The sequence below is a fragment of the Thioclava kandeliae genome (assembly GCF_040297545.1).
Taxonomy (GTDB): Bacteria; Pseudomonadota; Alphaproteobacteria; order Rhodobacterales; family Rhodobacteraceae; genus Thioclava; species Thioclava kandeliae.
The window spans coordinates 1-18,927 of the sequence record NZ_JAYWLC010000035.1; the positions used below are offsets into that span (position 1 = coordinate 1).

The window sequence follows — 18,927 nt, forward strand, 5'->3', positions numbered from 1 at the left end:
AGACCAGTTAGTCGTGCGGTAGCGGGTGTTGGCAGGCTTTGGCATCCCAGTGATCTAACCATCAGGATTCCCAAGGTGAATCCCTCTCACCGATATGTGCAACAAGGTCGTTCTGGACGATTCCATTGCCAATATCGCGCTGCCGACGATCCAGAACGAGCTTGCCATCCCCTCAGCGACCCTGCCTTGGGTCATCAACGCCTATATCCTCGCTTTCGGGGGTCTCTTGCTCTTTGGCGGCAGATTGGGGGACCTTTTCGGACGCCGCCATCTGCTGCGGATCGGGATGGCGCTCTTTACTCTGGGCTCCCTCTTTGCGGGGCTGGCGCAGGATGGCACGAGCCTGATTGCCGCGCGCGGGCTGCAGGGCCTCGGTGCGGCCCTCACCGCCCCGAACGCCCTCGCCCTCATCGCCACCACCTTCCCCGAAGGCCCTTTGCGCAGCAAGGCGATGGCGGTCTATGGCGGCATGTCGGCGCTCGGGATTGTGCTGGGGCTGCTGCTGGGCGGGGTTCTGACCAGCACCCTCGGCTGGCGGTGGGTCTTTTTCATCAATATCCCCATCGGCTTGGCCGTTCTGGCTGGCTCGCGCATTCTGGCAGAGGCCGAGCTGCATCGGGGACGGATCGATCTGGCGGGGGCATTGACCAGTATCTGCGGGATGACCGCGCTTGTATATGGCCTGACGCGCGGGGGCGAGCATGGCTGGGGCGACCCTGTCACCCTGCTGGCCTTTGCGGGTGCCGCGGTCCTTTTGCCGCTCTTCCTGATCCTTCAGGCATGCGCAAAAAGCCCGTTGCTGCCTATGCGCCTGTTTGCCGACCGCAATAGGACAGGCTCCTATCTGGCCACGGCCTTTCTGGCGTTTGGTCCGATGGGGGCGTTCTACCTCCTGACGCTCTATATGCAGCATATCGAGACCTATAGCCCCATCGCCACCGGACTGGCATGGCTGCCCTTTGCCATGGGGCTGGCGCTGGGGGCCGGTATCAGCTCGAAGCTGGTTCTGCGCTTTGCGCCGCGTCAGGTCGCGGCCCCCGGCGCGCTGATGGCCGCCGCTGCGCTTCTCTGGCTGTCTAGAGTGGGGCAGGACTTCACCTATGCGATCGATTTCCTTCCGGCCGCCTTTGTTCTGGGCTTCGGCTTTGCCATGGGGGTGGTCTCGTTGACGCTCACGGCGGTCAAAGGGGTTGCGGTTCAGGAAACGGGCATTGCATCCGCCTTGTTGAACGCATCCCAGCAAATCGGGGTGGCCTTCGGACTGGCCGTGCTCTCCACGGTATCCGTTACGGCGACCGCAAGTCATATGCCCGATGCGCTGACGGCGCTCTATGGCGCGCGCGCGCGTGGAAACGCACATACTGCCAGCTTGGCGGGCGATGCGCTGATCCATGGCTACGGCCTTGGGCTGGTGGTGGCGGCCATCGCGCTTGTGAGTGCCGCCCTTATCGTGGCGGTGCTGGTCAATGCCAAGCGCGATCAACCCGATGCTGCAACGCCGCACTAACACATAGGACTATCGGCTCAGGCGTGGAACCTTTGCCGATAGTCTCCGGGCGTCAGGCCGACAATGCGATAAAAGACCTTCCGGAAGGCGCCCGGATCAGAATAGCCAACCTGCCACGCGACCTGTTCGATGGGCTGCTGGCTGAATTGCAGCAACTCCTGTGCCTTGGAGACCCGCAGGCGCTGCGCATAATCGGTGGCGGTCATGCCCGTGGCCTTCTGGAAACGGCGCAGGAAGGTCCGCTCTTCCAGACCGGCCTCTTGGGCCAAGAGCGATACGCGGGCAGTCCGGCCTTCATTTGCTTGCAGAAAATGCTGCGCCTTCAGGATAGCCGCATCCCCATGTGCAAGCTGCGGCACGAAGCCACTATAGTAGCGTTGCTCACGCCCCGGAGGGTCGACCAGCATCATGCGCGCGGTCTCGGCCATGATGACCGGCCCGAGATACCGGTTCACCAAAATCAGGCCGAGATCGACCCAAGACATCAGCCCGCCGGCCGAGATGATATCGCCCCCGTCGATGACCAGCCGATCTGCATCGACGCGACTGTCGGGAAAACGGTCCTGCAATATCTGCGCATAGGTCCAGTGCGTCGTGACGGTGCGTCCGCAAAGCAGTCCGGTCTCGGCAAGCAAAAAGGCGCCCCCGCATACCGACCCGAGCACCACCCCTTCGGCGTGACGCGCACGGAGCCAACGTGCGACAGGAGCGGCGGCCTCTGGGCTGATCGGCGGCTCCAACGAGGGCGGCAACAGCAGCACCCCGCATGTCTCCGCGCCTGCGCCCCGCTCTTGCGTCTGGCCATCGAGCATGCGGACAGGTGACACATCATCCATATCCGTAACCAACTGACGGATAACAAAAGGGGGTGCGGTCGTCTCGCGCTGATCGGCAATCTGTCCCGCCAGCGAGAAGAGATCCGTCAAGCCCAAAACTGCCGACATCTGCACGCCCGGATACAGGACAATTCCGATGATGGTTTGGGTCATTGTCGGCATTGCCCCCTAATCTGTCGATATCGCCAATGGTGAAACTCTTCGCGCGGATTGATAGTCGATGCAACCAACATCCAAAGGAGACATTCATGTCGAAACGTGCTGTTCTTGTCGTCGATCTGCAGAATGAATACTGGCCCACCGGCAAGCTGCCCCTGCAAGGGATCGAGGCTGCCGCCGCAAATGCGGCGCGTATGATGGACCATGCCCGCGCCAAGGGCGATCTGGTGGTCAACATCCGCCATGAATTTCCGAACGGCGTGATGTTCGTACCCGGCACCGAGGGCGCTGAAATCCACAAGGCGGTTGCCGCCCAAGGCGATGAGCCCGTTATTACCAAGCACTACCCGAACTCCTTCCGCGAGACGGGGCTGAAAGACATTCTTGATGAAAAAGGCATCAAAGAGGTCATCGTGGTCGGCGCGATGAGCCATATGTGCGTGGATGCCACCACCCGCGCCGCCAATGACCTTGGCTACAAGACCACCACGGTTCACGATGCCTGCGCGACCCGCGATGTCGAGTTTAACGGCGCCGTCTCTCCTGCCGCGCATGTGCATACCGCAATCATGGGGGCCTTGGCGTTTTTGTATGGTGACGTGATCAGCACCGATGAATTCCTGCGTAGCTGAGCGGGGCGCCGCTTAACTTTCTTGCCAATAAGGCTACCACGATCCTGACCTGCCCCTCACCCTGATACCCACAGGAAGGGGCAGATCTTGCTCATGCCATATTCCGCACTCTTGCTGCCGATAGCTGCGCCATCAAGCAAGATACGATCGGCCTCGAGGCGCACGGGATAGGTCGCGATACGGCCCGTGTCGGCACCTTGCGCCTCACCGGTATTCAGGTCGAACACCCAGTTATGCAGCGGACAGGTGACCTTCTGCCCATGTACAATCCCCTCGCTTAGCGGACCGGCCTTGTGCGGGCAGGCATCAGAAGCCGCGAAGACCTCGGTCGGGGCAGTACGGAAGATTGCGACACAACCGACAGGCGTTTTGACAAGCCGTGCCCCATGCAGCGGGATGTCGTCAATATGTCCGATATCAATCCAACTCATTGCGCAGGCTCCAGCGTAAGATCGGCAAGTGGATGGAAGCGCCGCGCCCTTTCGGGCTGTGCCCGCTCGGCCCAAGGGTCTTTCTGGAAAACCGATTGCGACAGATCGAAACGTCTGACGAGCGCCAGCCGTTCATCTGCGTCCGCGAGCACATCTTTCACCCAAGAAAGCCCGACCTTTGCGATCCATTTATACGGTCGGTCAAGATATCTTGCATGCTCGCGGTAAAGCTGCACGAAGGCCACGGTCCATTCAATGGCCTCTTCCTCTGTCGCGACGTCGATAAGGCGCTCGGTCTCTTTTACATCCATACCCGCAGCGCCACCGACGCCGATCTGGAAGCCGGACTCCACGCAGACAATGCCGATATCCTTACAGGTCGCCTCGGCACAGTTGCGCGGGCAGCCCGAGACACCAAGCTTGACCTTATGCGGTGTCCACGCGCCCCAGAGCCGCCGCTCGAGCTTGATGCCGAGGCCGGTGCTGTCTTGCGTGCCAAAGCGGCACCAGTCGGAGCCGACACAGGTTTTGACCGTGCGCAGACCCTTGGTATAGGCATGCCCCGACACCATGCCCGCACGGTTCAGGTCGGCCCAGATCGCGGGCAGATCTTCCTTGCGCACGCCAAGGAGGTCGATCCGCTGACCGCCCGTAACTTTGACCGTGGCTCCGTATTTCTCCGCCGCCTGCGCAATCGCGATCAGCTCCTGCGGTGTGGTCATCCCGCCCCACATGCGCGGCATAACCGAATAGGTGCCATCCTTCTGGATATTGGCATGGTTGCGCTCGTTGACGAAGCGGCTTTGGGGATCGTCTACATAGTCCAGCGGCCAATCGGCGAGCAGGTAGAAATTTATGGCCGGTCGACAGATATGACAGCCATTGCGGGTGGCCCAGCCAAGCTCCTGCCAGACTGCGTCTTGTGATTTCAGCGCCCGCGATTTGATCAGCCGGCGCACGTCTTCGTGACTGAGTTCGGTGCATCCGCAGATGGATCGGGCGGTCGGCACGACCGCGTCATCCCCCAGTGTCGCGCGCAGGATCTGTTCGACCAGTCCGCTACAGCTGCCGCAGGAGGCGCTGGCTTTCGTGGTCGCGCGTACCGCACCAAGGTCGCAAGCACCCGCCTTGATTGCATCTTCGATCGTGCCCTTGCATACACCGTTGCAGCCGCAGATCTCCGCGTCACGCGGCAAAGCGGCAAGAGCGGCCATCGGGTCCGCCCCGCCCTCACCCTGATAAGCCGGTCCGAAGATCAGTGTCGCGCGCATACCCTCGATATTGGTGGCGTCCTTTAGGAAACCGTGGAACCAAGGACCATCAGCTGTGTCGCCATAGAGCACGGCACCGATCAGGCGGCCTCCTTCGAGCACCAGACGTTTATAGACACCGCGCACGGGATCGCGGAAGACGATATCCTCGCGCCCCTCGCCTTCGGCGAAATCGCCGGCAGAGAACAGATCGCAGCCCGTGACCTTGAGCTTGGTGGCCAGTTCTTTCTGCACGAAACGGGCCTGTTGCCCCAAAAGGGTCTGTGCCAGCACCTTGGCCTGATCATAGAGCGGGGCAACAAGACCGAAGACGGCCCCCCCATGTTCGACGCATTCTCCCAGCGCAAGGATATCGGGGTCGGAGGTAACCATCTGGTCATCCACCACAATACCGCGGTTCACATCCAACCCCGCCGCTTTGCCAAGCGCGACGCTCGGGCGGATGCCCACGGCCATCACCAGAAGATCACAGGGCAGTTCTGTCCCATCATCGAGCTGCAGCGCACGGACATGGCCTCTCTCATCCGCAAGGATCTGCTTCGAATGGGCCTTGCAATGAACGCGGATGCCCTTCTCGGTCAGCGACCGCTGCAGCAGATAGCCAGCAGCCTCGTCGAGCTGGCGCTCCATCAGGTGCCCCATGAGATGTACGACATCGACTTCGGTCCCTCTTGCGGCCATGCCCGCGGCTGCCTCAAGGCCCAGCAGACCACCGCCAATAACCACCGCGCGCTTGCCATAACCTAGCGCCATCATCGCCTGCGTGTCCGCGTAATCACGATAGGAAATCACCGCGTCCAGATCATGGCCCGGAAGCGGAAGGAGGAACGGGTCGGAGCCGGTGGCAATGACCAGCTTGTCGTAAGGCAAAGCGACAGTCTCGCTACGCACAATCTTGTTGTCGGTATCGATCGCCACGACCCTCTCGCCAAAGCGGCAGCTTATGCCTTTCTCGGCGTACCATGCGTCATTATGCGTGACGATCTCCGCGTAGGTTTTCTCGCCCGCAAGGACTGGCGAGAGCATCAGACGGCTGTAATTGCCGCGCGGCTCGGCGTTGAAGAGCGTGATCTCGTAGGCATCGGGATCTGCATCCATCAGGTGCTCGAGCATCCGGCCGGAGGCCATACCGGCACCGATCACGATGAGTTTTTGCGTCATAGCGTGGCTTTCAGAAAACTGGAAAGTGCCGCGCAGCGCCAGATGGAGCCGCGCGGCGAAAGACCGTAATGGTCAGTAGCGCGCGTAGGGCGCGGTCAGCGGATTGTAGCCCGGTGCCTTGATGATGCTGTGGAGCTGACGGCGGCGCGCGCCCAGATTGCCCCCATCATAGAGCGGGAAGCAGAGCGCATCGGTCATGAGGTCCATTAGCGGGTGCGAGGCCTGATAGCTGTTCACACCGACAATCTGCATCGCATCATAGACAACCTCGACACATGTTTCCGAGGCATAGACCTTCGTCATAACGGCCAGTTCCTGATCTTTGCCGTTGGAAAGATCGAATTGCTGGCAGGCTTTCCACGTCATGTAGCGGCAGGCTTCGATCTTCATCTTCATATCGGCGAACTTATACCCGATCACCGGGTAATCGATCACGGGGTTGGGGCCGGAACGCGTGTCATTTTGCGCCCATTCATGCGCGATCTCGAAGGCCGAGCGCATAACACCGACGCAGGCCGCCCCGATCAAGGCCGCCGTCCAGGCAAAGTTCTGCGATACCATTGCCACCCCGTCGCCGGGTTTGCCCAGAATATTCGAGGCCGGAACACGGACATTCTCGAAACGAAGGCGCGGCGCGACGGATGCCTTATGGCCTGCAGGTTCGAGATAGCCCTCGACGGTCAGACCCGGCGTATTGCCCGGCACCATAATGATCGACAGCGACTCGTCCGCGCCCTTGTTCGGATCTGTCCGGCAGACAACGGCCAGAAGATGGCAGCCCTTCCCCTCCCATCCGGAGCCGTTCGTTGTATAGTGTTTCTGCCCATTGATGACCCATTCGTCGCCTTCAAGACGCGCGAAAGTCTGGATACCGCAGGCAGGATCGGGGGAGTCGAAATTGGCGCCACCGACCGTATCGGTGAAGGCCAGAGCGGCAAGACGGGTCCCGTCTTCGATGAAATCGGGCAGGAAGCGCTGCTTTTGCTCGTCCGTGCCGAACCAGATGACCGGTTTCGTCCCAAGCCCAGTCCCCAGGATCGTGCCTGGCAGGCTCATATCTACCGCTGCAAATTCTTCCGCCGCGAGCGCAAAATCTAATGTCGAGGTCTCGGTGCCACCAAATTCTTTGGGAAACAGCCCCTTGACCAGGCCTGCATCAACGGCGGCCTTGTGATGGGGACGGGTGGCATAGAAGCGTTCGGCCGGATCGCTGATTTTGTTGACCAAAGGCCTGATGTCTTTCATGACCGTCGTGGCGAAGTCTCGGGCGCCGGCTTGGATGGCAAGCTGATCGCCGGTGAGCTGGAAATCAATAGGCATTTTGTTATTCCTCTCTGTTGGGGGTGACCCTGAACAGGGAGGCTAACGGGGGGTGAACCCGACTGGCTTGGGTGGGAAGGACAAAAAACTATGCAGATCGTGCACTCGGCAAGCGCACAGCCTTTCAGCCCTGCGGCGGCGCCCCGTGTTCCGAATGCACGCGATAGCTGCGGGGGGACATGCCGAATTCCTTGCGGAAGTGGCGGTTGAACGTGGAAAGGTCACCAAAGCCCGCGTCAAAGGCGATTGCCGAGATCGGTGTGTGCAATTGCTCGCGAAGCCGCCTTGCCGAGCGTTGGAGCCGTCGCCAGACTATTTCCTGCGAGAATGTTCTGGCCTCTTTCTCGAAGAGCCTGTGCAAATAGCGCGACGAGATCCTGAAATGACGGCACACCATGTCGACATCCAGAGAGCTATCATCCAGACGCTGATCAACGAACAGACAGACAGATCTGATCAGTCCATGACCCAGCGCGGCACTGCGTTGGGCGGGATCTTCCGGACCGGTTCCAAGAGACAGCGCGATCAGGTTCGCCGCCATGTTCTCCATGCCTTGTCCGGCGTTGCCCGCAAGCCTCTCGGCATTGCGCGACAGATTGAGCAGGAAATCCACAGCCATGCTGCCCGTTGCCTCCTGCCCCGAGACCGACACTGCAAGCGCATCGTTGATCCCCGGCACGGAGCCAAGCATCAGCTCCTTCGGAAACCTGTAGGACAGCGTGCGCACGTTGTTGTCGTGCGAATGGTAATCCAGAATGTAGGGTTCGCCAGAGTCGACGATATAGAACTCTCCCGGCTGGACCACTATGTCGCGGCCGCGATGGCGGACATTCACCCGACCGTTGATTTGCATATTCAGGAAATAGCACTCCTTCGGCATCCGTGAAATTTCGCGGCGTGTCCGGAGAACGCTGTGGTCTTGTGTAATCAAGTCGCAAATATTGGTATTGCCGAGCCCCTGAGCACTGACCTTCGCGGTAAAGGCGCCCCGATGTTCGTAACGGGAATCGAGCGCGATGAAGGCCTCGCATAAAACTTCCCGCCAGTATTCGAAGCGGCGTTGCGGCGCGAAACTTTCGGCGTTCCAATGTGGCATTTCAGATCCTCCGAATGCGGATCATGAAGGGGGGCGAACATAATCGCTGTCAATTTCTGGCAGGCTGCTTCTTGGCAGCCATGACGATATTGCTCAGGATCTAGGCGCCCGGGGTGCACGATTAGGCGCTGGTAAAACCACGGGATGCGGGTCGCCGCGGCGCGGGATAGGTTGGAAACAGAGGCACTTCCCGTATTAGCCGATATAGGCAAGCACTTTACCCAAGGGAGATCTTCCCACAACACGGGCACAGTTCTGTGGAGTCATCCCTCGTAAAATGATCGCAAGGTCGGACAAGCGCTCGCGTGATAACGGCAGGCGGGCAAAGCCCCTCAGACAAAAACCCGCCCGTCCATCAGCTTGCGCGCAGTACGCATCGTGCCCGCAGCACGAATTTGGCCCGAGGGGTCAAGCTCCAGCAGCACTTCGGCAGCCCCTGTCGGATGCTCGATACGCACCCGCCCGTCCTCCGGCAGCACCGCCAGCGCGGCGGCGGGGCTTTCCGGCAATGTGCAGGCGGTGGCCACCGAAACTGCAGCGAAGACGCCAATGGTCGCATGGACGCGGTGCGGAATAAAGCTGCGCGTATTGATTGTGCCGCCCGCCAGTGGCGCCGAAACGAGCGTCATCTTGGGGACGGATTTCTCGCGCACATCGCCTAGATTCATCATCTCGCCTGCCTTGAGCCGGATCGCCTCGACGCGCGCCTTGACCTCAGCCATGGCCTCGATCTCCTCGCGGGTCTCTTCGCCACTCAAACCGAAATCGCCGGCCCGCATGACAACGATGGGCATGCCATTGTCGATCAGCGTACACTCGATGCCCTCGATCACGTCGCGGGCACGGCCTGTAGGCAGGAGCGCGCCACACATGGAGCCCTCGAGTCCCTGGAACATCAGCGGGACCGGCGCGGCGGTGCCCGGTACGCCATCAATGGCGGTGGCGCCGGCATAGCATACGCGTCCTTCGGGGGTCTGGATCGTGGCGCGGGCGATCTCGCCCGTATTGAGCATATGGATGCGCAGCTGCGTCTCGGGGCCCGCGACCGGCACGAGCCCACGCTCGATCGCCGCAGGGCCTACACCCGCAAGGATATTGCCGCAGGCCTGCGCATCCGACACAAGCGCCTGATCCACGAAGACCTGAAGGAAGAGATAATCGACATCGGCATCTGCCCGCGTCGAGGGCGAGAGGATGGCGACCTTCGAGGCCAGCGGGTCCGCCCCCCCGATCCCGTCGATCTGGCGCGGATCGGGCGAGCCCATGATCCGCAAAAGGAGCGCATCGCGCGCTGCAACGTCTTCGGGCAGGTCGCGGGCCAGAAAATAGGCGCCTTTCGACGTGCCGCCCCGCATCCAGAGGCAGGGAATGCCATGCTCGGACATGATGCGCTCCTCTTTATGCTCAGATATATTTCAGCCCCTTGGCTTCGAGCCGCGGGCGCATGTCATAGATGTCGAGCCCCAGTTCGCCCGCCGCCAGACGCACGCGCTTGGCTTCCTCGGCGGCCAGACGTGCCTCCGCCTTCTCAAGGACCGATGCAGCCTCCTCGCGGCGCACAACGCAAATGCCATCGTCATCAGCGCAGATCACATCGCCCGGATAGATGGTCTGGCCTGCGACCACGATCGGCATATTGACCGAGCCAAGCGTTTCCTTGACGGTGCCCTGGATCGAGACGGCTTTCGACCAGACAGGGAAGTTCATCTGCGTGAGGTCGCGCGTGTCGCGCACCCCCGCCTCGATGATCAGCCCGCGGCAGCCGCGCGCCTGTGCCGAGGTGGCCAGAAGATCACCGAAATAGCCATTATCGCAGGGCGAGGTCGGCGCCAGCACCAGCACATCGCCGGGCTGGAGCTGCTCAATGGCCACATGGACCATCCAGTTATCGCCCGGCGCTGCCGAAATGGTGACAGCGGAGCCCGCGATCATCGCGCCCTGATAAATCGGGCGCATATGCGACTGGAACGCCCCGATGCGGCCTTGCGCCTCATGAACGGTGGCGGTGCCGATCCTTCCCAGACGGTCAATGACCGCCTGATCGGCGCGGGCGATATTTTGAACGACGACATTGCTCATGGTCGGTTCCTTTTCTCGTTACTTCTTCACCGGCGGCGTGCCATGGGTGTGGAAGGACTCGATGGTCTTCATCCCCCAGGCCTGCCCCTTCTTGCGCTCGCTCTCGGTCCAGCGGACAGGCTTCCAGTCAGGGGCGAGGATCAATCGCGCACCGGCATTGGCCAGCTCGACGCGGTTGCCCGCAGGCTCCCAGACATAGAGGAAGAACGTGCCCTGAATGGCGTGCTTATGTGGACCGGTCTCGATATGGACGCCGTTCTGCAGGAAGATATCGGCGGCGCGCAGAATGTCCTCGCGCTGGTCGGTCGCATAGGTGACATGGTGCAGACGGGCATGGCCGCCGCCATGTTCTTCGGTGCAGGCCAGATCATAGGTCTTGTTGTTGACCGTGAACCAGCAGCCACCGATCCGGCCATTGTCGAGCTGGATATATTCCGTCACCCGCGAGCCGAGGCAGGTCTCCATGAAGCGGCGGAACTCGGTCACATCGGCGGCAAGGAGATTGAGGTGGTCGATGCGGCGCGGCGCGGCGCCATTAAAGCTCGAGGCGGTGTTCTTGAGCGCCGCTTTCTCGACCTCTTCCTGTGCCTCGTACCAGTTGGTCTCGTAATAGATCTCGAAGACATGCCCGAACGGATCCTCGAAGCGGAAGGCGCGGCCATGGCTCAGATCGCCCTCGACCCAGCCATGCGTCTTGAAGCCGCTCGCCTCGATGGCGGCCACACGGCGCTCGAGCGCCTCGGCGGAGGCCGCACGATAGCCGATATGGGCCACGCCGGTCGTATCGGCACGGGTCAGCTTGAGCGTGCAATATTCATAATCGTCCCATGCCCGCAGATAGGCACTGGTCTCGTCCTGGCCCGAGAGCTTGAGCCCGTAGACACGGGCGAAGAAATCGAGGCTCTCGTCGAATTTGTCGGTCAGCATCTCGATATGGCCGAGATGGGCGATGTCGTGGCAGGTTTCGGTCGGTGCGGTCATGGCTCCCCCTTCGGAATGGTCTTGCGCCCGCCTCCCGCGGGCGCACCGGATAGTGTCTTGAGGCGCCTTACAGCTCGTCCACGGTGCGCGGGAAGATCGACTGGAAGCCTTCGGCATATTGGCAATCGCGCCCGCCCGACATGCCGCCCGAATTGCGCTTGAAGTGGTTGGCACGCTGCTGCGCCACGCGAGTGTAATAGTCCCACAGATGGACCTGACCGTTCATATGTTCCATCGCGGCGCGCTTCTTCGCCCAAACGGGCGTGATGTCGAGGAAAGTGTCGGGCTTCCAGCCCATCTGCTCAGTCTGATGCGGCTCGAAGAGATAGAGCTGCGGCGCACCCAGCACCTTCTCGCCCGGATTATGGCCCCAGGCCTGCGCGATCATGCGGCATTCCAGAGCGATCTGGGTCATGTACATATGATCGGTGTTATAGGGGTCGTACTGGCTGTGGCTCATCATGAAGCTCGGCTGGACCTTGCGGATCAGATCGACGAGCTTGTATTTGTCCTCTTTCTCGAGATGGAGCGGGTAATCGCCCAGATCGAAGCAGACGAGCTCCTTCACGCCCAGCACCTCGGCTGCGGCCTCGGCCTCGCCACGGCGGATATCCTTGACCTCCTGCAGCGACTTGCCCTCTTTCCATAGGCGGGCGCTCTCGCCACGCTCGCCGAAGGACAGGCAGGCCACGGTGATATCGTAGCCCATCTCGGCATGGAGCGCGATCGCACCACCGCAACGCCAGACGAAATCTGCAGCATGAGCGCTGATCACCAGCGCGGTTTTCTTGGCGGACATGAGAGAACTCCCTCCAAACAGTCTCAATTCGCCGTCAGATAACGCCCAACACCCCGTGGATCGCAAATTCGAAAGCGTTCCCCGTGCATAAGTTCATGCTATACCATACTTGGTCGCAGAGAGATTGAGGGCCATAAGTGCATCGCATAGTTCCGATGGTATCAAGGGAGGACAGAGAGATGCGGGATATCGCGATGATCGGGTTTGGCGAGGCGGGGCAGGCTTTTGCAGCAGGTTTCCCTCGGCGTGTGCTGGCCTATGACAACGAGCCGGACGCTGCTCGGCGGGATCAGCTTGCGCGGGCCGCCGCGTCTTCGGGGGTGGAGTTCTGCCCGAATGCAGACGTAGCGCTGGCCGGGGCCAAGATCGTCTTTTGCCTCGTGACGGCAGATCGCGCGATCGAGGCGGCGCGCACCTATGCGCCGCTCCTGCCAAAGGGTGCCCTCTGGTGCGACGGAAATTCCTGCGCCCCCGACAGCAAGCGCCAGTCCGCCTCCCTGATCGGTGCCGGCTATGTCGATATGGCCGTGATGTCGCCTGTGCATCCCAAAGGCCATCACACTCCGGTTTTGCTGTCCGGCCCGGGGTCGGAGGCTATGGCCCCTTGGGTCGATACGCTGGATATGCGCGCGCGCCGGATCGATGGGCAAACCGGCTCGGCCAGCACCATCAAGATGCTGCGCTCGGTGATGGTGAAAGGGCTCGAGGCGCTCACTGCCGAGTGCTTCCTTGCCGCGCGCAAGGCAGGGGTGCAGGACGAGGTTCTGAGCTCGCTGGTGGCCTCCTCGCCCGAAATGGACTGGCTCGAGCGCGCGGGATATAACCTCGAGCGTATGATGGAACACGGGACCCGTCGCGCCGCCGAAATGCGGGAGGTCGTCAAGACCCTGAGTGCGCTCGACATGCCCCACGAGGTGACCGCCGCCGTGGCCGACTGGCATGCGCGGATCGGCGCGCTCGGGCTCAAGGGGCGGGGAGGCGGGCTGGACCAGCGGGCGCAGACCCTTCTGGACCGGCTCTGATGGAGGTCAACCTGCGCCACCTGCGCGCCTTTCTTTCGGTCGCGCAGACGGGGTCGATCACCCGTGCTGCTGATCTATGCCATATCTCGCAACCCGCTGTTACGCAGGCCATTGCCAAGCTCGAGACGGAGGCGGGGCAGCCCCTTTTTACCCGCACCCCGCAAGGGCTTTTTGCCACCGAGGCCGGACAGGTGCTCCACCATCGAACCGCGCGCGCGATGACACCGCTCGACACGCATCTGCACGAGATCGCGCCTCGCCTCGTGCTGACCGCCACGCGGGCGCAATTGCAGGCGTTGATTGCGGCCGCCGAGGTGCAGAATTTTTCGCTCGCAGCCCGCAGGCTGGGGATCGCGCAACCCACTGTGCATCGTGCGATCACACAGCTCGAGCGCGAGGCAGGGCGGGCATTGTTCCAGCGCAGCCCCCTCGGCATCGCCCCGACACGAGCCGCCTCGGCACTGGCACGGGTCGCACGGCTGGCCTTTGTCGAGCTGGATCAGGCCCGCGCGGAGCTTGGCGATCTTCTGGGACGGGAGGTCGGACAGGTGGTGCTTGGCGCCATGCCGCTTTCGCGCTCCTATATCCTGCCACAAGCGCTCGCCTCCTTCCGCGCGACCCGTCCTTCCCTGACCGTGAAAGTGCTCGAGGGCAGCTATGACGAGCTGCTGGCCGGATTACGGCGTGGAGAGATCGACATACTGACCGGCGCCTTGCGCGATCCCGCTCCGATCGGCGACGTGGTTCAGGAACGCCTTTTCGATGACACACTAGTATTGCTGGCGGGTAAGGGCCATCCGCTTGCGGGACGCCCCTTGCCACCGCTCGCGTCGCTGCTGGAGTGGCCGTGGCTCGTCACCCGCGAGGGCACCCCCACCCGCACGCTGTTCGACAGATATTTCAAGAGCTCCGGCCTGACACCGCCGCAAGGCGTGATCGAGACAGGATCTGTTATCCTGATGCGCGAGATGGTGCAGGACAACCGACATCTTGCCTGTATGTCTTATGTCCAAGCCCAATCCGAGGTTGCGACCGGACTCGTCGAGGTGCTGGCCCATGATTTCGGCTCTACACGCCGGGCTATAGGCCTGACCATGCGCGCGGATTGGCAGCCCACGCCTGCACAGGCCAAAATGCTATCCTGCCTGCGATCCATCGGCGGCCGCATATAGCATGAACTTATGTCCTGCCCTGCCCTTTGAATTGGCAATGCGCCGCCGTTCGGGCGATGCAGGTGTCGAGGAGAAACACCGGTACGGAGACACACTCCGCGCCTTTATGGGAGGAAGACATGACCATCCGCACTCTTTTCGCATCCGCAGCTCTCGGGGCCCTCAGCCTGAACGTGGGCATTAGCGGCTCCGCCAGTGCCGAAGAACTTAAATTCGCCAATTTCATGCCAGCGGGCCACCCCTATGTCGGCTCGACCTTCCAGCCTTTCGCAGATGCGGTCGCTCAGGGCACCGATGGCGCGGTCACCGTCAAGCTCTATAATGGCGGCGAACTCGGGGCAGGCCCTGTGGAGCAATATGGCCGCGTGACGGATGGCGTGGCCGAGTTGGCTGTCTCCCTGCCGGGCTATACCGCCTCGCAATTTCCGCTGACGCTTCTGGCCGAGTTGCCGGGCGTTCTGGAGGAGGCCACCGGCACCGATACACTCGAGAACCATCTCGACCTCTTCGGCAAGGAATACCGTCGCGTCCATCTCGTCTCGCTCTGGTCGAGCGCCGAGAATCTGCTTTTCACCCGCAACAAAGCAGTCCATACTCCCGCCGATCTCAAGGGAATGAAAATCCGCGTACCGTCGCGAAACACGGGTGTGATGGTCGAGGCGTGGGGCGCCACGCCCGTTTCGATGCCCGTCTCCGAGATTTATAACGCCATGCAGACCGGCGTGATCGACGGGGCGATGATCGATGGCACAGGTATCAACGCCTTCAAGCTGGGCGAGGTGAGCAATTACATCACCAAGGGCATGGAAACGACAAATTCGCCGTTCTTCATCGTGATGAACCGCGATGCCTATAACGATCTGACTGACGAGCAGAAAGCAGTTTTGGATGCTGCAGGTCGCGAGGCCGCCGAACATGGTCAGGCTAGCCAGCTAGCGGTGGCCAAAAAAGGGCTCGAAAGCTTTGCTGCGATGGATGGCAAGGAGGTCATCACTCTGACCGATGATGAGGCCAAGGCCTTTGATGAACTTTCAGCCAAGGCGGTCGACACGATTGTTGCCGGAACCGGTGGCGACGCTCAGCAGATCGTCGAGACCCTCAAAGCGGATCACTAAGAATGATGCGGCCCGCCAACACTGCCTCCGTCTGGTCCCTGTGGTTCGACCGCGCCAATCTGGTGCTGGCGGCCCTGGGGTGTGTCTTTCTGCTGCTCACCCTTGTGCTGGTCTTCATCGGCGTGTTCCTGCGCTATGCAATCTCGCTACCGATCCTCGGGCTGAACGAGATCATCCAGCTTTCCTCGATCGGCGTGGTGATGCTGGCCTTACCCTCCTGCACGGCGCAAGAAGGGCATGTGCGAGTGGATGTGCTTGATCAGATGATAGGACGTGTGGGCCGTTTCATCGGCGATCTTCTGTCGCGCGCCCTCTCTGCATTCGTGCTGTCGGTGCTTGTCGGGCGGGCTTGGCTCAAGATGCTGGATGCGCGCGAATTCGGGGATACGACCAATATGCTCGGCATTCCGCTCTGGCCTTTCTATGCGTTCGTCGCGGCGGGCATGGCACTCTGTGTCGTAGTGCTGGCCGTACAATTTGTCATGATCATCTTCGGAAAGGGGCGGCCATGAGCCCTATGGAGACGGGACTTATCGGGATCGGCGCGCTCTTCGTGCTGATGGTCCTTCGCACCCCTGTGGCCTTCGCCATGCTTATCACGGGGTATTTCGGAATGCTTGTCCTCGAGGGCAGCCGCGCGGCGGGGGCCGTCATGCTGACCGAGAGTTATTCGACGGTATCGAATTACAACCTGATCGTCGTGCCGATGTTCATCCTACTGGGAAATATCGCCTCCGCCGCAGGGTTCTCGCGCGGGTTATATGATGCGGCCTTTGCATGGGTGGGCCGGTTCCGTGGCGGGTTGGCCTCCTCCTCGGTGCTGGGTTGCGCGATCTTCTCTGCGGTCTCCGGCTCCTCGGTGGCCACCGCCATCACCATTGGCAAGGTGGCCTTGCCCGAAATGAAACGCTTGGGCTATCAGGATGCGCTTTCTACCGGGTCGATTGCCGCAGGCGGTACACTCGGGTTCCTGATCCCGCCCTCGACCGGTTTCGTGCTCTATGCCATCCTCACCGAGCAATCCATCGGACGTCTCTTCATGGCAGGTATCCTGCCCGGTCTGCTGCTCATGGCGGCCTTTATCGGCACGATTGCCCTGATCGCCACGATCAATCCCGAAGCCGGTCCGCGCGGTGCGCGGGTACCGCTCGGGCAGAAATTCAGGGTGCTTGTGCAATCGGCACCGCTCATCGGGATCATCTCGATCTCGATTGGCGGGATCTATGCCGGTGTCTTCACGCCGGTCGAGGCCTCGGCCATCGGCGCGGGTCTTGTGCTTTTGCTGGCCTTTGCGATGCGTCAGCTGAGCTGGAACGGGTTTTGCCGTGCGATCCTAGAAACGGTCAGAACCTCGGCCATGCTTTATATGGTCGTCATCGGCGCCAATGTCCTCAACCCCTTCCTCGCCGTGACCCATATCCCCGAAACACTGGGCAATGCCATGGTGGGTCTCGGATTGGGCCCTTATGGTACGCTCGCGATCATCATCCTCGCCTATGTTGTGTTGGGGATGTTTCTCGACGGGCTGTCCATGCTCGTGGTGACCATTCCGATCATTTATCCGGTCATCCTGCAGATGGGTTTCGATCCGATCTGGTTCGGAGTGGTTGCAGTGATCGTCATCGAAATGGGGATGATCACACCACCGGTCGGTCTCAACGTGTTCGTGGTGAAAGGTGTGGCACAGGACGTGCCGATGACCACGGTCTTCAAAGGGGTGATGCCGTTCCTCCTTGCGATGATCGTGTCGCTTCTCCTGATCATTATCTTCCCTCAGATCGCCACGCTTCTGCCCGATCTCATGTTCAGCTAGGGCGCAGCCACAAGGGCGGGCCCCGTAGAAGGCCTGCCCTTCGCATTAGCGTAGACCGTATCCTAATCGCGGCGTTCCTGCGGGCGAGGTGAAAACGGAGGAGAAAACTGCGAGCTCTGCCTCCAGTTCCCGTGCCAGCACGGCCACCAGTTCTGCGGCGGGACGCGAGCGGGCGAGTGGCGCACCCTGTCCGGCCCAATACGCGCCAAAACCGTATTCGCCCTTCACTTTGGCCGCAGCATGCAAGGCCTTTCCCGCGTCATAGGCGACAGGATAGGCAGGAATCTTCCCCGTGAGGCCAGCTTCCATCGCGTGGGTAAAACGGTTTTCCAGCACACGGGCCGGTCGCCCCGAAATGGCGGATGTAAGACGCGTCCCATAAGCCGCCGCACCATGAAGCGCCTGCCGGTAAGCTGCATCCGCATCCGTCTCAGGACAATCAATGAACGCGGTTCCGAGTTGCGCGGCACTCGCGCCCAGAGCCAGTGCCGCCGCGATGCCCGCCCCGTCCATGATACCGCCTGCAGCAATGACCGGGATATCCATCACCCGAGCCAGCAGGCGTGTCAGCGCGAAGGTGCCCAGCTGTGGATCGTAGGCGGAACAGTCGAACACCCCGCGGTGACCGCCCGCCTCGATACCCTGCGCCACGATACCATCGATTCCCGCATCCTGGACGCGCCGCGCCTCCTCCAGGTTTGTCGCGGTGGCCAGAAGCGTGATCCCCGCCTCCCGCATGGCCGTTATCACCTGCGGAGCAGGCAGACCGAAATGGAAGCTGACGACAGCAGGCCGCGTATCCAACAACAGCCGCAGCAGGTCGGGGCTGTCATTGAAACTCTGGTAGATAGTGCGCAACCGCGCTGGCGGCTCGGCGTCGAATTGGGCAAATAGCGGCCGCAGGGCGGCAAGCCAGCCACGTTCTGTCTCAAGGTCGGGCTGCGGCGTCGCATGAGTGAAAACGTTGACGTTGAAGGGATGATCCGTGGCCTGACGGGTTTCTTCGATCATTCGCTTCGCGCCAGCCACATCAGTGGCACCAATGCCGATCGCCCCCAATCCTCCTGCATTGGAGACCGCCGCGGCGAGCTGCGGCGTAGACACTCCCGCCATCGGCGCCTGCAGGATCGGAAGAGGGATACCAAGTCTGTTCAGCATGGGAACTCCTTTGGGTTTGGGCGATGCCATAAGCTGTTCCACATGATGCAATCATATTCGACTATGGTTCTCAACCAGAGAGCACATACCGGAAGGCAGTGCCCGACGGAGCTCATCGTCCACCTTCTGATACCTGCTGTCTTTCGTGCGATTGCCTCAAGAGAAAAACCGATGCGCACCGTCTTACTCGCCCTCTTGCCGGTTTCGGCCGCGATTGGCACGCCGCGCATCTCGAACTGATGCCAGCACCAGGCAAGCCTACCGGATCGAAGTCGCGACCACGGCCTTTGCGTCTGGCTACACCTATCGAGAGATCGTGTCCCACGGGGTGGTGTAGCTCAGGTGGCCATCGGGTTTCTTAGTAAGGTCGGGTTG

17 protein-coding genes are annotated in these 18,927 nt (G+C 61.3%); 7 read left to right on the forward strand and 10 right to left on the reverse strand.

What is annotated here, in order from left to right; all coding sequences use genetic code 11:
* Positions 1–94 precede the first annotated feature (94 nt).
* Positions 95–1,507 (forward strand): MFS transporter, encoded by a 1,413-nt coding sequence (locus VSX56_RS19235; protein ID WP_350939184.1) that lies wholly within the window; start codon positions 95–97, stop codon positions 1,505–1,507.
* A 17-nt stretch (positions 1,508–1,524) separates the two neighbouring features.
* Here the strand turns inward: VSX56_RS19235 and VSX56_RS19240 are convergent, their stop codons facing one another.
* A complete protein-coding gene (locus VSX56_RS19240) occupies positions 1,525–2,496 on the reverse strand; it encodes a GlxA family transcriptional regulator (protein WP_350939185.1) in 972 nt (323 codons plus the stop codon).
* A gap of 95 nt (positions 2,497–2,591) precedes the next feature.
* Between VSX56_RS19240 and VSX56_RS19245 the strand changes: the two genes are divergently transcribed.
* A complete protein-coding gene (locus VSX56_RS19245; RefSeq protein WP_350939186.1) occupies positions 2,592–3,134 on the forward strand; it encodes a cysteine hydrolase family protein in 543 nt (180 codons plus the stop codon).
* Between the two features lie 56 nt (positions 3,135–3,190).
* Here VSX56_RS19245 and nirD read toward each other — a convergent pair whose 3' ends face one another.
* The 8 genes from nirD to VSX56_RS19285 form a co-directional block, all read right to left on the reverse strand.
* Positions 3,191–3,565, reverse strand: a complete 375-nt coding sequence (nirD, locus tag VSX56_RS19250; protein ID WP_350939187.1) for a nitrite reductase small subunit NirD — start codon at positions 3,563–3,565, stop codon at positions 3,191–3,193.
* On the reverse strand, positions 3,562–5,997 hold the full coding sequence (gene nirB, locus VSX56_RS19255) for a nitrite reductase large subunit NirB (RefSeq protein ID WP_350939188.1): 2,436 nt from the start codon (positions 5,995–5,997) through the stop codon (positions 3,562–3,564). The genes nirD and nirB overlap by 4 nt, the downstream gene beginning before the upstream one ends.
* A 72-nt stretch (positions 5,998–6,069) precedes the next feature.
* The gene (locus VSX56_RS19260) at positions 6,070–7,317 is read right to left on the reverse strand and encodes an acyl-CoA dehydrogenase family protein (RefSeq protein WP_350939189.1); all 1,248 of its coding nucleotides are present in this window, start codon (positions 7,315–7,317) and stop codon (positions 6,070–6,072) included.
* Positions 7,318–7,441: 124 nt separating this feature from the next.
* Complete coding sequence (locus VSX56_RS19265) at positions 7,442–8,413, reverse strand: helix-turn-helix domain-containing protein (RefSeq protein ID WP_350939190.1); 972 nt, start codon at positions 8,411–8,413, stop codon at positions 7,442–7,444.
* 332 nt (positions 8,414–8,745) lie between these two features.
* A complete protein-coding gene (locus tag VSX56_RS19270; protein WP_350939191.1) occupies positions 8,746–9,798 on the reverse strand; it encodes a 4-oxalomesaconate tautomerase in 1,053 nt (350 codons plus the stop codon).
* A gap of 19 nt (positions 9,799–9,817) precedes the next feature.
* Positions 9,818–10,492, reverse strand: coding sequence for a 4-carboxy-4-hydroxy-2-oxoadipate aldolase/oxaloacetate decarboxylase (locus VSX56_RS19275; protein ID WP_350939192.1), 675 nt, complete (start codon positions 10,490–10,492; stop codon positions 9,818–9,820).
* Positions 10,493–10,510: 18 nt separating this feature from the next.
* Positions 10,511–11,473, reverse strand: a complete 963-nt coding sequence (locus VSX56_RS19280) for a VOC family protein (RefSeq protein ID WP_350939193.1) — start codon at positions 11,471–11,473, stop codon at positions 10,511–10,513.
* A gap of 67 nt (positions 11,474–11,540) precedes the next feature.
* A complete protein-coding gene (locus tag VSX56_RS19285) occupies positions 11,541–12,272 on the reverse strand; it encodes a PIG-L deacetylase family protein (RefSeq protein ID WP_350939194.1) in 732 nt (243 codons plus the stop codon).
* A gap of 179 nt (positions 12,273–12,451) precedes the next feature.
* Between VSX56_RS19285 and VSX56_RS19290 the strand changes: the two genes are divergently transcribed.
* From VSX56_RS19290 to VSX56_RS19310, 5 genes are all read left to right on the forward strand, one after another.
* Positions 12,452–13,294: an NAD(P)-dependent oxidoreductase gene (locus VSX56_RS19290; protein WP_350939195.1), complete on the forward strand. Its 843-nt coding sequence runs from the start codon at positions 12,452–12,454 to the stop codon at positions 13,292–13,294.
* Positions 13,294–14,466 (forward strand): LysR family transcriptional regulator, encoded by a 1,173-nt coding sequence (locus VSX56_RS19295; RefSeq protein ID WP_350939196.1) that lies wholly within the window; start codon positions 13,294–13,296, stop codon positions 14,464–14,466. Before VSX56_RS19290 ends, VSX56_RS19295 begins: the two co-directional genes overlap by 1 nt.
* A 119-nt stretch (positions 14,467–14,585) precedes the next feature.
* Positions 14,586–15,581, forward strand: a complete 996-nt coding sequence (locus tag VSX56_RS19300) for a TRAP transporter substrate-binding protein (RefSeq protein ID WP_350939197.1) — start codon at positions 14,586–14,588, stop codon at positions 15,579–15,581.
* A gap of 2 nt (positions 15,582–15,583) precedes the next feature.
* Complete coding sequence (locus VSX56_RS19305; protein ID WP_350939198.1) at positions 15,584–16,093, forward strand: TRAP transporter small permease; 510 nt, start codon at positions 15,584–15,586, stop codon at positions 16,091–16,093.
* Positions 16,090–17,394 carry a TRAP transporter large permease gene (locus tag VSX56_RS19310; protein WP_350939199.1) on the forward strand — a complete coding sequence of 435 codons (1,305 nt, stop codon included), beginning with the start codon at positions 16,090–16,092 and terminating at the stop codon, positions 17,392–17,394. Before VSX56_RS19305 ends, VSX56_RS19310 begins: the two co-directional genes overlap by 4 nt.
* Before the next feature lie 45 nt (positions 17,395–17,439).
* On the opposite strand, the gene VSX56_RS19315 is transcribed toward VSX56_RS19310, so the two are convergent.
* Entirely contained in the window at positions 17,440–18,552 is a 1,113-nt protein-coding gene (locus tag VSX56_RS19315) for an NAD(P)H-dependent flavin oxidoreductase (RefSeq protein ID WP_350939200.1), read from the reverse strand.
* Positions 18,553–18,927 lie beyond the last annotated feature (375 nt).